General features: G+C 36.0%; 8 protein-coding genes. 7 read left to right on the forward strand and 1 reads right to left on the reverse strand.

Annotation, left to right across the window (positions count from 1 at the left end; genetic code table 11):
* Positions 1-16: 16 nt before the first annotated feature.
* The gene (locus tag ABXQ82_RS09320; RefSeq protein ID WP_367058235.1) at positions 17-4,117 is read right to left on the reverse strand and encodes a two-component regulator propeller domain-containing protein; all 4,101 of its coding nucleotides are present in this window, start codon (positions 4,115-4,117) and stop codon (positions 17-19) included.
* Between the two features lie 385 nt (positions 4,118-4,502).
* Between ABXQ82_RS09320 and ABXQ82_RS09325 the strand changes: the two genes are divergently transcribed.
* The 7 genes from ABXQ82_RS09325 to ABXQ82_RS09355 all read left to right on the forward strand — a co-directional run bounded on the left by ABXQ82_RS09325 (position 4,503) and on the right by ABXQ82_RS09355 (position 16,148).
* On the forward strand, positions 4,503-7,454 hold the full coding sequence (locus ABXQ82_RS09325) for a TonB-dependent receptor (RefSeq protein ID WP_367058238.1): 2,952 nt from the start codon (positions 4,503-4,505) through the stop codon (positions 7,452-7,454).
* A gap of 23 nt (positions 7,455-7,477) precedes the next feature.
* A complete protein-coding gene (locus tag ABXQ82_RS09330; protein WP_367058241.1) occupies positions 7,478-9,133 on the forward strand; it encodes a RagB/SusD family nutrient uptake outer membrane protein in 1,656 nt (551 codons plus the stop codon).
* A 19-nt stretch (positions 9,134-9,152) separates the two neighbouring features.
* Positions 9,153-10,073 carry a hypothetical protein gene (locus ABXQ82_RS09335; RefSeq protein ID WP_367058244.1) on the forward strand — a complete coding sequence of 307 codons (921 nt, stop codon included), beginning with the start codon at positions 9,153-9,155 and terminating at the stop codon, positions 10,071-10,073.
* A 317-nt stretch (positions 10,074-10,390) separates the two neighbouring features.
* On the forward strand, positions 10,391-12,214 hold the full coding sequence (locus ABXQ82_RS09340) for a fibronectin type III domain-containing protein (RefSeq protein WP_367058247.1): 1,824 nt from the start codon (positions 10,391-10,393) through the stop codon (positions 12,212-12,214).
* A gap of 6 nt (positions 12,215-12,220) precedes the next feature.
* On the forward strand, positions 12,221-13,315 hold the full coding sequence (locus ABXQ82_RS09345; protein ID WP_367058250.1) for a hypothetical protein: 1,095 nt from the start codon (positions 12,221-12,223) through the stop codon (positions 13,313-13,315).
* A 238-nt stretch (positions 13,316-13,553) separates the two neighbouring features.
* Positions 13,554-14,978 carry a sulfatase-like hydrolase/transferase gene (locus ABXQ82_RS09350; RefSeq protein WP_367058253.1) on the forward strand — a complete coding sequence of 475 codons (1,425 nt, stop codon included), beginning with the start codon at positions 13,554-13,556 and terminating at the stop codon, positions 14,976-14,978.
* 186 nt (positions 14,979-15,164) lie between these two features.
* Complete coding sequence (locus tag ABXQ82_RS09355) at positions 15,165-16,148, forward strand: hypothetical protein (protein ID WP_367058256.1); 984 nt, start codon at positions 15,165-15,167, stop codon at positions 16,146-16,148.
* Positions 16,149-16,157: the final 9 nt, after the last annotated feature.

Here is a 16,157-nt window from a genome sequence, read left to right on the forward strand (position 1 = left end):
TTGCATGCTCTTTCAATCAACGATCCTGCAACCTAAAATGCTCCTTTATAAATTCACTAGGCGATTTACCATACTCTTTCTTAAATGCTTTGGTAAAATAGTTATGCGAGTTAAACCCAACGGCATACCCAATTTCATTAATCTTATAACTGCCAGATTTCATAAGCTTTATGGCATGTTTTAGTCGTATGTTCCTAATAAATTCGGTAGCAGATTGATTGGTTAGTGATTTTAGTTTTCTATGTAAATGTGTACGGCTAAGGTTTAGGTGTTTTGCAAAATCTTCTACCGTAAAATCAGTATTGGTCATGTTGTTTTCAATAGTCTGTATGGCCTTATTAAGTAGTTTTTTATCTAAACTTAATGTCTCCGAATTGGCTTCCCATGCATCTGGTTGGGATGCAAACAATCCACGAAGCATTTTTCTGGAATTCAGTAAATTATTAATCTGAACAATTAAAAAGTCATCGTTAAAAGGTTTGGGCACATAGGCATCTGCTCCAGAATGCAGTCCCGTAATTTTATCCTGAACTGTATCTAAAGCTGTGAGTAAAATAACTGGAATATGACTCGTTCTAATATCATTTTTTATCTTTTCGCATAATTGAATCCCATCCATTTCTGGCATCATAATATCCGAAATTATTAAATCTGGATACAGGGACATGGCTAAATCATGCGCTTCTTTTCCGTTTTTTGCTTTGGCTATCCTAAAGTGGTTATGCAGGGATTCTTCTAAAAAATCCAACAGTTCTGGGTTGTCCTCTGCAATTAAAACTAAGGCTTCTTGGTTATCGACTAATACATCCGTTTTTGTTTTGGTGTCCGTATTTGTTAATGGTTCGGAGGTAAAATCAAAAGTAGTTGGCTTTAATCTTTTTTCAGAAGCGTCCGTAAACGTATTTGCTTGATGTTGTGGAAGATAAATATAAAATACAGTCCCTTCATCCTTTAAGGTACTCACAATTAATTGTCCACCATGTAACGCGATGTAATTTGTGGATAATGATAACCCAATCCCAGTCCCAGTAATAGTGTTATGGTTGTTTTCGATTTGAAAAAAGCGTTCAAATATTTTTGGTAAATCTTCCGAAGACATCCCGTATCCAGAATCTGTAATGCTTATTTCTATAAAATCTTCAACAATATCGTCCCCGATGGTGTAATGGTTCCAATTAGGATGCTTTTCGGTTTTTGTATTGGACTGTATTTTTACTGAAATACTGCCATTGTCCGATGAATACTTAAAGGCGTTGGACAATAGATTTACCAATACTTTATCCAATTTATCGGTGTCAAAATCCATGTTCAGACTTGGCGTTTCCGAAATAAAATTGAACTTAAAATTGCGATGATGGGCATGTGCTTCAAAACAATTGAAGACATTCTTGCAGAAGGACACAATATCGGTATGAATTGGGTTCAGTTTTAGTTTCCCGTGGTCTATTCTTCTAAAATCAAGAAACTGATTGATGAGCCTTAACAACCTATCGGTATTGTTTTTTATGAGCGACAGTTGTTTTCCCGCAAAGTCATTTTCTGTATTGGTTTTTAACAAACGGTTCACGGGACCTTGTATCAAGGTCAACGGAGTCCTGAATTCATGCGAAATATTAGTGAAAAACCGCAATTTCATTTGGTGCAATTCTTCTTCCGTTTCCCGTTGTATTTCGCTCATTTTTACTGCCAATTTCAATTTTTGCCTATTGATAACCTGTTTTCTAAAGATGTAAACAGAAGCTATAAAAAGTAAACCATACAGTAAATAAGCATACCAAGTTAACCAAAAAGGGGGTGTGATTTCAATGGAAATTTGTGTCGGGGTGTCGTTCCAAATTCCATAATTATTTGCGCCCACAATTTCAAAAACATAATTGCCCGGAGGAACGTTTGTAAAGGTGGCTTGTCCATTATAACCACTTGTAATCCATTTGTTGTCAAAACCTGCTAACCTGTATTTGAAGGTGTTCTTCTGCGGATTGATATAATTATTGGAGGTAAATTGAAAACTGATGGCGTTTTGTTTGTGATTTAATTTTAAAGATTCTGTGTTGCTAATGATGTCCTTTAAAATCTTATTGTTGGATTGAGGTAGGATTTCTTCATTATGAATAAAAAGTTTTGTTATGGTTGAAGTAGGGGCGACAGGATTGGTGCTGATAGCGTTGGGTTGAAATCGGATCAACCCGTTAGAACCACCAAAATATAAGTCGGCATGAGTCGATTTTAAAGCGGCCATCGGGTAAAAATGATTGTTTTGAATCCCTTTGTTGCTCACAAAGGATTGGGTGCTATTTGAATCTGGATTGAATTTGCAAAGTCCATTTTCCGTAGTAACCCACAGATTGTCATTTTCATCTTGAAGGATGGAAAAAATTTCATTCCCATTTAAGCCATCCTTCATCGTAAAATGTTCAGCTAAACCTGTTTCGGGGTTGAATTTATCCAAACCTTCGCCATTGGTGCCCAACCATAAAATTCCTTTTTTATCTTCATATATATGATGCATATAGTTGTGCGAAATACTGTTAGGATTGTCTTTTTGATGGAAGGTGCGTATAAATTGCGTACTTCCTTTTTTTAATAGATTAAGACCATTTTCAGTAGCAAACCAAATGTTTTGTTTTTTATCCTGAACAATATGTCGGATGTTATTATTTGATATAGAATTGATATCCAATGGATTATGGGCGTATTGGGTAAATGTTTCCGATTCGAAATTATAAAAGTAAACGCCTAAGGGATAGTTGCTGACCCACAAGCCTTCGTTGGTAGCCAACATATCGAAGACTTGAAACCCAACAGAAAAAGGAGGTGTTAAACGGGTAAATGTATGCTGATTTTTTTTTCGGAACAATACGCCATTTTTATACGTCCCCACCCATAAGGTTTGGTGTTTATCATAGGTTATGGATTTAATTTTCCGAATGGTATCGCCCTCGCAAATAACAGGAATAGTATTAAAAATATTGGTCTCTGGATGGTATAAGTTAAGGTCGCCATCATCTGTCCCGACCAATATATCCGGGGTATTGGGCACTTGGGAAAAACAACTAATGATATTGCTGTTTAATGAGGTTTTTGAGGTAGATTGTGTAAAATGCTGAAATGAATTATTGTATGTATTATGAAACGCTAACCCTCCTAACCAAGTGCCAATCCAAATATTTTTATTGGAATCTTTGTACAAAGACCAAATGGAATGGTGGGGCAGTTCAGCATATTTTTGTTTGGTTATTATGGATTTAATTGTGTTGTTCCCAATAATAGCGACACCATTGTCGGTAGCGGCCCAAATAAAATTGTTCTCATCCTTTACCAAACTTCTTATCCTATTACTTGGGAAAGGGGTTGTGTCAGTTTTTATAGTTGAATTGAAATGATGGTACATAGCCCCGTCCTTCATATTCAGCGCGAGTAATCCTTCGGAATGATAACCTATCCAAATAATGTCGTCACCAAAAAGCACCGAACGAACAGCGTTTTTAAGTCCTTTTTTAAAAAACTGAAAGGTGTTGGAATCCTTTGGTAAATAATAAATAGCGCCATCTTCATAAAATACCCAAATGGTGCCCTCGGCGTTAATGGTAGCAAAGGTTATGCGTTTGTTTTTGTTGGGTGTGTTCTTGTAAAACGCACTATTATTTTCAGGGTTAAGAGTAGCAATGCCATTTTCGTCTAAAAACCAATACGTATCGTTGTGATCTTGGAAAAAAGAAATAATATTCTTGCCAATAAAACGGTCGTTCTGGTCGCGAACGGCGTGTCTATTAAAATTATCTTTTTTAGGATTGTAGGAACATAAACCATTTTCGGTAGTAACCCACAACTTACCCAACGCATCCTTAAAAAGTGTATTGATTCTATTGGTAGAAATGGTGGTTGGGTCATTCTGCAAATAACTGTACCGCTTAATATTGATAGCGTTATACGAAAAAAGGCCATTGTTGGTGCTAAACCAAATAAAACCTTGGGTGTCTTCAATAATTGAAGTGACCTGCGAATAGGCTACACCACCATCTGGAGTTACTTTTGATAATGAAATATGTGGGTCGTTCGCGCCGAAAAGCACCAAGGAAACCAAAGAAAAAAATAAGCTATATAACCAGTTTTTCATAAACATTCTGAAGAAACTAAAGTACTAAATAATAAGTGCGCGCTATACATATCCCTGAAATAAAATTAGCACACATGTTGTTTTCTGGAACATGGCAACCATAATGTTACATAATTACAAGGAAATGGGAACAATAGTCAAAATTTTAGACCATTCTAACTTGTAGATTTGGGAGAGTAAATTTTTGCCGTTTATCACATTCATGCTAAAACATCTTTTACAACCTCTAGATTGTTTTGGCAATTTTTTTACAACCTAAATCGGTTCTTAAACAGCGCAAGCGAATAGAAAAAAAGTTCAAGGCGTACGATACACCGATTATTTCACAATAAGCATTGACAAGAATTGACAAGAAAAACCAAAATTAATAACTAAACTAAACTTTATGATGAAAAATCAATTACTCTTAAAACTAACCTGTATGGTTTTTGTTTTGCTTGCCTTTACTGGGTTTGCCCAAAATAAAAAGATTACAGGAACTGTTACAGATCGTTCCAATATGCCATTGCCGGGAGTGAATGTTATTGTAAAAGGCACTTCTAATGGAGCTAGTACAGACTTTGATGGTAACTATAGTATTACTACAACTACCGGACAAACCTTGGTGTTTTCCTATGTGGGTTTTAAAACGAAAGAAGTTGTGGTAGGCAATACAACAACATACAATGTAAGCTTAGAAACCGATAATGCACAACTGGACGAAGTAATAATTGTTGGGTACGGAACCCAGAAAAGAAGTGATGTAACAGGTTCTGTGGCTTCAATATCTCAAGAACGGTTGGAAGAGAAACCAAATACCAACTTTGCTCAAGCTTTACAAGGTGCGCTTCCAGGGATTACAATCAATCAAAATTCTTCTAGTGCGGAACAAAACGATGTTAGTATTTTAATACGTGGTAGAAATTCCATAAACGCTTCCAATTCGCCGTTAATTGTATATGATGGTATTCCTTATTCAGGAACTCTTGCTGATATAAATCCTAATGACATAAAATCCATTAGTGTTTTAAAAGATGCATCGGCAACCGCTATTTACGGGTCAAGAGGTGCCAATGGTGTGATTCTTATCGATACTAAAAAAGGAAAACGAGGAAAGCCCAAAATTTCTTTTAGTTCCTATTCTGGATATAATGAGATTGCCAATATTCCTGAAATATATGACGGACAAGGGTTTGCTGCATTTAAAGAAACAAGGGAGCCTAATGAGTTAACATCTTCTGAAATTGATAAGCTTATTGCTGGAGAATATACCGATTGGTTAGATTTAGCCACACGTACTGGTTTTAAACAAGACCATAACCTGTCTGTTTCGGGTGCTACAGATAGAACGAATTATTATGTGTCTGCTGGCTATCAGGATGTTAAAGGTATTGCCATTAATGATGAATTTAAAAGAGGGTCATTAAGAGCAAATGTGAATATAGATATTACAGACGATTTAAAGTTTGGGTCTTCTACGCAGTTAACTAGAATTGATAGGTCTGGTTTATCACCTAGTTTTGGAAGTGAGTCTGCTGGTGCTTATTTTACAAACCCTCTTACTTCAGCCTACGATGAGCAAGGAAATCTAACGGTAAATCCATGGCCAGAAGATGAGTTTTTCGAAAATCCATTAGGGCCTACTTTAGCCGACAATACGGATATAAGTTTTAAAATATTCACAGCTAATTTTATAGAATACAAATTTCCTTTTATTAAAGGTTTATCTTTTCGTTTAAATACTGGTGTAGAATATAACTCAAGAAACGAAAGTAGGTATTGGGGATTAAATACAGCAAGAGGTTTTAGAAGTAATGGTGAAGCCAGACTTGAAAATTGGGTATCATCAAACTTTCTTTTAGAAAATATATTAAATTATAATAGAACGTTTGGCGACCATACAATTGCTTTTACAGGATTATATAGTTCTCAAAAAAATGAATATGAATCAAATAGAACTACGGGTGTTGGGTTTCAAAGCGATTTGCTAACCCATTACCAATTAGAGCAAGCACTTAGCTTAACCCATAGAACAATATTTGAGCAAACCACACTTGTTTCTCAAATGGGAAGACTTAATTACAACTATAAAAGCAAATATTTTGCTACGTTTACTGTAAGAAGAGATGGATTTTCTGGATTTGGAGATGATGAAAAATACGGTGTTTTTCCATCTGTAGCATTAGGCTGGAAAGTTAGTGAGGAATCCTTTTTTCCGAAAGAAGGCATTGTAAATAACTTGAAATTACGTTTTTCTTATGGAGAAAATGGAAATCAAGCAGTAGGCCCATATGACAATCTTTCAAGATTAACCGATAGGTCTTATTTGAATTTTGAAGAAACCGCTCCAGGTTTCATACCAAGTCAGTTGGCAAATAATGGATTATCATGGGAAACAACAGCGACGTATAATTTAGGTGTCGATTTAGGAATTTTAAAGAATCGATTTAATTTGTCCATAGACGCTTATCGAGCAAGAACATCCGATTTGTTGTTAGATAGATTGATTCCATCTGTTCACGGTATTACTGAAGTTACTCAAAACATTGGCGAGACCCAAAACCAAGGTATTGAAATAGCGTTAGGGGGCGCCATTGTAGATGCCAAGAATTTTAATTGGAAAGCGTCTGGAAATTTCTCTTATAATGAGAATGAAATTGTATCTCTTTTTGCGAGCGACCAGGACGATATTGCCAACGGGCTGTTCATTGGGCAACCTATCAGTTCTAATTACGGTTTTAAATTTGACGGTATTTGGCAACAAAATGATGACATTGCTAATTCAGCGCAACCGGGTGCAGTACCAGGAGATGTTCGTGTTCTGGATGTTAACAATCCAGTAGATGATGCTGGCAATCCCATACTTGGCATATCGGCAAATGACGATAGAGTGATTCAAGGCCAGAGAGACCCAAAAGTTATTTGGGGACTTGACAATACGTTTACCTATAAAAATGTATCATTAAATATTTTTATGCATGGTGTTGGTGGTGTAACAAAAAGAAATACCACAAAAGATGAAAATGTTTTTGGAGGTGTTAGAAGAAACTGGTATGTGTTAGATTACTGGACACCAGACAACCCTATAAATACCTTCCACAGAAACCATCAAGATGCCAATATAAACAATGTTGGATTTTTTGAAAAAGCAGATTTTATTAGAATAAAGGACATCTCGTTGTCTTATAAATTTAATGAAAGCCTATTTGGTGATTCCAATGGAAGCTTAAAACTTTATTTTACAGCAAGAAATTTATTCACAATTACCGATTGGGATGGTTTGGACCCTGAACTTAATAGTCAGCGTTCTGTACCATTACAAAAAGAATTTATTTTGGGTCTTAACCTAACACTTTAATCTTCTTAGAAATGAAAAAATATATGAAATTTATAATTAAATCATATGGTGCATTTTTAGCTTTATTGCTAACAATAGTATCATGTAGCGATAATTTTTTAGAACAAAACACGCCACATATTATTGCGGCAGATAATCTATATGTTGACGAGGCAGGTTTTGATGCAGGACTTAACGGATTATATGCATTAGCTCGAATGGAAAGAGCTGGTGTACCAACCGATAACAGCCCATCGGGAAGTTCAAATAACCTTATTGCCGCTATGATGATGGGAGGTACAGATATTATTTATGGAAACCGCCCATGGAATTCCGAAAGATTTTTAAATGACTGGGGAGACCAAGTTATTGGTGGTGATGCCCAAACTTATTTCTCTAAAACATGGAATTGGCTATATGAAATTATCAATGCATCCAATACCATAATTAACAGAGCTGAGAACTCAGGAAGTCTAAATATCGATGATCAGAGTCTAAAACGAATCATTGCAGAAGCGCGTACCATAAGAGCATGGGCGTACAGACATTTAACTTATTTGTTTGGAGACGTACCATTAAATGTTAACGAATCGACTGGCGAAAATATAAGGCTGGATTGGGAACGTGATGCGGTTTCTGCCATAAAGGCTCAAATGAAAGAAGATTTGGAGTATGCTGCCATAAATTTACCTGAAAACCATACAAACAACGGTAAAATAGTTAGGGCAGTTGCACAACACTATCTTGCTGAATTATTGATAGAAGAAGGCGATTATCCTGCAGCAATTACGGTAGCACTTGCAACCATAAACGGCCCCAAAGCATTAGTAACCTCCCGTTATGGCGTTAATTCTGGAAATCCAGGAACTCCTTATACTGATATGTTTTTAGAAGGAAACGCAAACCCAAGCCAAGGGAATACAGAAGCCCTATGGGTGTTTCAGAATGCCTATGAAGTTGAGGGCGGTGAAGGTCATAATATCATGAGACGTTGGTTTATGAGCGAGTATAGCAGTACCAGCGGAGGCGCACCAGGATTAACAGTAACAGTTGATAGAGGCGGAAGAGGACAAACAAGATTATCTGCAACAAAGTTTATGTTAGACCTTTATGATAAAGATATCAATGGAAATGTTGTCGATGACCGCGGGAGCGAATTTGCTTGGAGAACATTTTTTACAATCAAACCAGAGGATCCTTCTTCTGCAGGAACTGTTGGAAGCAACATCGCTTTAGATTTTACGCCAGTTGATCCGCTAGGAGATCGTTTCAGACCCTATACCCGCAAATGGGATTGGTCACACGATATTGACGTTAGAAGTACAAGATCCTATAATGACCAAGTATATTTAAGGTTAGCTGACACTTATTTGTTATTGGCAGAAGCTTATTTTAAAAATTCAGATTCAGAAAATGCTGCCAAGTATATCAACGAATTAAGATCAAGGGCTAATGCACCATTCGTAGCTTCTGGAGATATTTCCTTAGATTTTATTTTAGACGAGAGAGCTCGAGAATTGTTCTCTGAAGAACAACGTAGATATACGCTACTTAGAAACAATAAATGGATGGAAAGAACAAACATGCACAACATCAATGCATCTGGTAAGCTAACAGACAGAGATAAGTTATACCCTATCCCACAATCATTTATAGATGCTAATTTAGATAACAAAATAGAAAATAACGTAGGTTATTAATTTATAAAAAAATAAAATTATGAAATTACATATAAACATAGTATTGCTTGTGGTCATGGTCTTTTCGTTGTTTTCTTGCGAGGACAAAGATCCTGTGACACAAGATATTGAATTAGTTTCTGGAGAAACGTTGGATTTGGGCGATGTGCCAGCAGGTTCTAGTGGGTCAGGAGAATTTGTTGTAAAAGGCATAGGACTTGGGTTTCCCATATTTTTGGAAATTGAAGGCGATAATTTTTCGTTGGATAAAGACCTGTTTCCAGCGGCAAATATAAACAACAAAGGGCTTGTAACCTTTTCACCAGAACGTACCGCAACGCAGGAAACCGTTTCGGCAGTAGTGATGCTCAATTCTAAAGACATCACTAAAACCATTAACGTTATTGCAAATATTGTTGCCCCCGAACCTTTGGAGGTTGGGACTCAAGTATATTTTAATAATATGGAATTTGGTTTAGACCATGGAGACCCTATAAGCTCAAGTGATTTTGCAGATTCCGACAATACGCATCCTACTGTTATGGCAGTATATGATTTGGCACCTTCTGGAAATAATGCATCCAGAATCAGAACGAATAAAACGAGTGCTATGTGTGATGATAACAGTATTGGCGATTGCGGAAATGCATTTCGTATTACTGGTAATGGTAGTGTCATAAATATAGCACTTTCTGGTTTAGAGGCTGGAAGAAGTTACGAAGTATCCTATTGGGTAAGACCTGATGGTTCAAGCAGTAGATCTATGGACGTTACCGTAACTGGAGATACCGAAGCGGCTTTTGAAGACTGGGGCGGATTGAGCGACCGATCTTTTTACAGAAAAATAACCAGAACCGGTATTGCCGATGGCACAGGTAATCTCGAAATTAATTTTGAATATAGTAGCAACAGCACATCAAGAACCATTTCTGTTGACGACCTCAAAGTCGTTACGCTATAGCATGGAATTGATAAAGTATTGAGTTTGTTTAGTTTTAGTTATGGCTATCACCTTCAAACCATTAAGGTGATAGTTTTTTAACCCAACGGATCAATGAAATAGAAATCATTAAAACGCATTAAAACATTTCTCTTTTAGTAAATTTAATCAAACAAAGATTTGCAAAAAGATTACAATCGAAAAGGCTTAATATCTAATCAAGGCATTCGAAAAAAAGCATTTTATACGCTCCAAACGTACTATTTAAACGACAATATAGATCATTAAACAAACAACATAAATTGTATTGAAAATATTAAAATTAAACAGCTAAATAAATGAAGAATTCAATCTTAAAAATCACACTTTTATTTCTTGGCTCGATAAGTCTTTTATCATGTAGCAAATCTGATTCCGATAACCCATCTCCATCAGCACTTTCTGCACCAATTAATTTGAGTGCCACTGCAATTTCTTCAAGTGAAATTAATCTATCTTGGGTACACAATTCTAAGAACACCACGGGTTTTAAAGTAGAACGAAAAACGGGTTCCGAAAGTTATGCTCAAATTGCAACAACAAATAAAGGAGAAACTGCTTATAGTGACACTGGACTAAACGCAAGTACTTCCTATAATTATAGAGTTAGAGCCTATAATACTGATGGTGATTCTGGATACTCCAATGATTCCTCTGCTGAAACATCAGCTGTAGTATCAGAAAATGGCAAAGCTTATTATATTGATGCAACAAACGGTAATGATACCGCTAACGGTACCAGCGAAGCCACAGCTTGGAAAACATTATCAAAGGTAAATGGTACCACGTTTGGACCTGGAGATAAAATTTTGTTCAAATCTGGAGAGGTTTGGAATGGTCAATTATTGCTTAGTGGCTCTGGGAGCAATGGTAAGCCAATCATTGTTGATTATTATGGCACAGGGAATAAGCCAATTTTGAATGGCGGTGGCGTTACAGAAAATGACAATACCACAGTAAGACTTAAAAATGGTGCTTACTGGGAAATCAACAATCTTGAAATCACAAACACAAATGGTTCTACAGCGCAACAAGGTCCAATATGGGGCTTACGTGTTATCGTCGATAATGGTACGGTAATTAACCATATTTATATTCGCAACTGTTATATTCATGATGTTAATGGTAATGTTGCAGGAAAAGATACTGGAGGCATTTATGTTACCGCAGATGGTTCAAGTCCTGCTTTTTATAACGATCTTCAAATTCAAAACAATTTGGTAAAAGATGTTGGCGGACTTGGTATTGCTACGCAATCGCCACATGCATCCGTTAAAGTAGCTGACAGATATCCATTCTTAAATGTGAAAATTACTGGAAATACGGTAGGGCCAACAGGAAGAAATAATATGATTGTTAGAGCAAGTGATGATGCTATTGTAGAGCATAACAGACTTATCAATTCTAGTGTATTTGATAAAGGACACAGTATATTTAATTTCAATACCGTTAATTGTCAAATTCAATATAACGAAGCTTATGGAAATGTGGGACCAATTGGTTTGGCTGATCGTGGTGGTTTTGATGCCGATTATAATTGTAAGGACACAAAAATCCAATATAACTACAGTCATGATAATAATTGGGGTTATGCCATTATGAAAAGAGCTATAAACGAAAACGTAACTATTAGATATAACATTTCTGAAAACGATAAACTATCCATTTATTTTTATGGTTTTGAAGGCGATAAGGGTATGACACGCGCTAATATTTATAATAACACCCATTTTGTTAAAGCTGGTTTGGGTGTTGCCGTTTTTAGAGATAGAACACCTTTTAACACCAATTTTTATAATAACATATTCTATTTTGAAGGAACAAATGAAGGCCTTTGGGGTAAAGAACCAAATAATTGTACGTTTGAGAACAATGCGTTTTACAACATTACAACCAGGGGTACAAACGCGGTAACTGGTAACCCATTATTAGAAGCACCAGGTACGGGAGGTCAAGATATTGATTGGAGTAATTACCCTAATGTACTAACCGGCTATAAAATAAAAGCAGGTTCACCTTGTATTGATGCTGGTAAAGATATAACTGGCAACGGTGGAAAAGATTTTTGGGGTAATACGTTATACAATGGAAGTGCAGATATTGGAGCACATGAACGTCAATAAATTTTAATGTTTTTAACACAAAAGGTTTTAACCTTAAAAAAGGATACAGTACTGTTAATGAGTTGCTGTATTCTTTGTTTATTAGTTATTTCTTGTAATAAGTGGTCTCAAAAAAAGGAATCTGCTTTAGTTTTTACCGAATCAACCGTACTTAAAATCAATGATATTCCTGTTTCAATTGATGAGTATATGATGTTTCTGGAAGAAGAAAAAGCGATGACTTTTAACTATTTCTTTCAAAAATATGGTATTGAAAAAAGTAATACATTTTGGCAATCAACTCATGATAATGAAACGCCCATACAATATATAAGGGAAAAAACAAATACTCATTTAAGGCAAGTAAAAGTGGTACAGGATTACGCTGCAAAAATGAATGTTGTTAAACCATTTGATTTTGAGGTTTTTTTAAAGGATTGGCAAGCTGAGAATAAAACGCGCAAATTAAAACATGATGCTGGCGGAATTGTTTATGGCCCTATCGAAACGAATATGAAAGATTATTACTTTTACGTACAAACCAATCTTGACATTCGTTTAAAAGATAAGCTAGACGAAACTGTTTTTGTACCATCGGAAAACGAATTGCAAGACTATTACAACACCATTAAAAAAATACATTTCACTTATATTGATACGCTTAGCGTTGAATATTTAAGTTTTCCTTATCAGAATTCAACCCAACGGAAACAAAGTTTTAGCATGGCAAAAAAAGCCTATGATGAAGTCTTGAAAACGAATACCATTAAAGCGTTGAAAAATCAGTATAATATCGCAACATATAAACAGAAACAATTTTATGATGGTGTTAAGCTTTACGGCGAAGAAAACCCAGATAGAATAATCAAGAGTTATGCTTCAAATTTAAAATTTGGAGAAACTAAATTAGTAGATACTAAAAGTGAAATGAATTCAAGTATTTATATAATGAAGTTGTTGAAACCTATAAATAAACAGTTTCGTTCCTTTGATAATGTTCGAAAAGAAGTGGCTTATTTCTATAAAGAAAATCGATATAAACGATTAATTGACAGCCTGAATAAAAACGCTGTTTTTGATTTTAATGAAAAAGTCTATAACAAGATTCTTAAACCAATTTGAATTGATAATTCTTGAAAGCGAGAGTCTAAAATGTGAGTTCGATATAAATAAATCTTAATAATGAACAAAATGGTTGGTCTTTTTATTCTTTATTAAGTAATTAGAACATACGTATAAATAAGAAGCAAAACATATCAATTAATTTTATATTCTAAACAGGTTGGCTAATGTTCACATTAAAAAAGGAGCTGGAATAAAAAAAGTCAAAATAAGTTTCCCCTATAAAAAAGTATAAAAAATGAAAACTTTATTTTTTTTCCGATTTGCAATAGTTTTACCAATTACTATTATGGCACAGAGCCTTTCTGGACAACATTTGATGCAAAAAAACAAAAGCCCCAATATCATACTTATTATGGCCGATGATCTGGGTTACGGAGATGTTGGTTTTAATGGGAATAAAAATATAATAACCCCATTTTTAGACACCATGGCCAACGATGGTGTTACGTTAAACAATTTTTATGCATCAGCCCCATTATGTTCTCCAACGCGAGCTAGTGTTTTAACAGGCAGAAATTCTTTTAGACAAGGTGTTTTTGCGGCGCATACTGGCGGTATGCGACCTGCGGAAACAACCATTGCTGAAGTGTTAAAAAAAGCAGGATATCAAACAGGCTTTTTCGGTAAATGGCACTTAGGTTGGATGCAGCCTGACAAAGTGGAAACTAGAGGGGTTTACTCACCGCCATGGCACCACGGCTATAATGAAACTTTCGCCACGAAAAGTGCAGTACCCACTTGGAACCCTACCAAAACACCACAGGGGTGGACAAGTTGGGGAGCGCAAGAAGATGGCTCTTGGGGCGGATCTATTTATATTCAGAATGGCAAACTAGTTACCGATAACCTAGATGGGGATGATAGCCGAATTATTGTGGATAGAGCTATTCCGTTTATAGAGCAATCCATTTCAGAAGAAAAACCTTTTTTTGCTACTATATGGTTTCATACGCCACACGAACCCGTGGTTGCTGGTCCAGAATATTTGGCAAAATATCCAGATTTGCCCTTGGAGCAAAAACATTTGTATGGATGCATAACGGCAATGGACGAACAAATTGGACGTTTGCGTCATTATTTAAAGGAGAAGCGCATCGATAAAAACACGATTATTTTCTTTTGTAGCGATAATGGGCCGTCAGGCCCCATTACAAAAAAGGGCATTGCTTCGGCAGGACCTTTTAGAGGGCATAAACACCAAATGTGGGAAGGTGGTCTTCGGGTGCCATCAGTAGTGGTGTGGCCAGAGCATATTAAAGCGGGCCAGGTATCAGACTATCAATCGTCAACTGTAGATTATCTGCCAACTATTCTTGATATCCTTGATATTCCTGTAAACAAAAAAATACCTTTAGATGGTGTGAGTCTTAAATCGGTTTTGTTGCATGCCGATTCAAAAGAAAGAAGCGTCCCTATAGTTTCTGGATATCAGCGTCTTTACAAAAACTTAGAGCTCTATGCCTATATAAGTGGCAAATATAAAATTTGTATTCCAGATGTTGGAAAAGATATGATGCTTTTCGATTTGTCAACAGACCCTTCAGAATCACATAATTTAGCATCCGAAAAACCAGAGTTGTTAGAAAAGATGAGAAAGGAATTGGAGGAAGTCAAGAAATCTTGGAAATTGAGCAGGGAAGGAATGGATTACCAATGGTAAGCAGGATTTTTTAAAATGATAAGAAAACACATGAAAAATATAGCTTTTATAACCTTAGCAATTATCCTTTTTGGATGCAAAGATGCTAAAGCATATAAACAAGAAAACACCAGCTATGGATGCCCATGATGAAAAAAATGAACGAACTGAACACCCAAGTCTATCAGGTAATTGGTTATTTTGACAATGAAGAAAAATAAATTGACTTGTTTTAATGTTTTAAAGACGCTCTGTTATGTTTTTATATTAACGGGAATTACGTCATGTGTATCTACGTCCAGCATTAAAAATTGGAATAATTCTGATTTTGTGCGTTCAGAAAACAACCCCATGATTTATCCTGAAATGGTTGGATTGGAAGGCGATTTGGGCGAAAACATCAACGGCCCTTCTGTAATTAAAGTGCCAAAATGGGTAAAAAATCCACTAGGAAACTATTATATGTATTTTGCCCACCATCATGGAAAATATATACGTTTGGCTTATGCCAATACCCCAACTGGCCCATGGACGGTTTACAGCCCCGGGGTGCTTCATTTAGAAAAAACTTCTGCAGTTGGCCATATTGCTTCCCCAGATATTATCATTGATGAAGGCGCAAAAACAATTAGAATGTACTTTCACGGGCCTACGCCAAATAAAGGCGGTCAAAAAACCTTTGTCAGCACTTCTAAAGATGGGTTGGATTTTAAAGCTTCAGATACCGTTTTAGGCCCTTCTTATTTTCGTGTTTTTAAATATGAAGGCTATTATTATGCATTGGTTTCCGGCACGTTTTATCGGTCTTTAGATGGTGTTTCTCCCTTTGAGAAAGGTGTGGAGATATTACCGAAAATCAGACATTCAGCGGTAGCTGTGGCAGACGATAATCTAGTAATTTTTTATTCTCAAAAAGGCGATGCACCAGAGCGGATTCTTAAAACGGTAGTAAATCTTGAAGGGTCTTGGAACGATTGGAAAGTCAGCGCCCCAGAAGAAGTGTTAAAACCAGAAATAGATTATGAAGGGGCAGAACTCCCCATACAAAAATCGGTAAATGGCTATACAAAAAAGCGGTTGCACGAATTAAGAGATCCAGCCATTTTGATAGATAAAAAAGAGGTGTATTTGTATTATTCGGTGGCAGGCGAATGGGGAATTGGGGTTGCTAAACGGGTAAGTAAAAATTAAAATAATTAA

The organism is Algibacter sp. 2305UL17-15 (genome assembly GCF_040720935.1).
GTDB lineage: Bacteria > Bacteroidota > Bacteroidia > Flavobacteriales > Flavobacteriaceae > Jejuia.

Bases quoted from the DNA above. Each gene is read 5' to 3' on its own strand.
- ABXQ82_RS09320 (WP_367058235.1), bottom strand. From the start codon at position 4,117: ATGAAAAACTGGTTATATAGCTTATTTTTTTCTTTGGTTTCCTTGGTG.
- ABXQ82_RS09325 (WP_367058238.1), top strand. From the start codon at position 4,503: ATGATGAAAAATCAATTACTCTTAAAACTAACCTGTATGGTTTTTGTT.
- ABXQ82_RS09330 (WP_367058241.1), top strand. From the start codon at position 7,478: ATGAAATTTATAATTAAATCATATGGTGCATTTTTAGCTTTATTGCTA.
- ABXQ82_RS09335 (WP_367058244.1), top strand. From the start codon at position 9,153: ATGAAATTACATATAAACATAGTATTGCTTGTGGTCATGGTCTTTTCG.
- ABXQ82_RS09340 (WP_367058247.1), top strand. From the start codon at position 10,391: ATGAAGAATTCAATCTTAAAAATCACACTTTTATTTCTTGGCTCGATA.
- ABXQ82_RS09345 (WP_367058250.1), top strand. From the start codon at position 12,221: ATGTTTTTAACACAAAAGGTTTTAACCTTAAAAAAGGATACAGTACTG.
- ABXQ82_RS09350 (WP_367058253.1), top strand. From the start codon at position 13,554: ATGAAAACTTTATTTTTTTTCCGATTTGCAATAGTTTTACCAATTACT.
- ABXQ82_RS09355 (WP_367058256.1), top strand. From the start codon at position 15,165: ATGAAGAAAAATAAATTGACTTGTTTTAATGTTTTAAAGACGCTCTGT.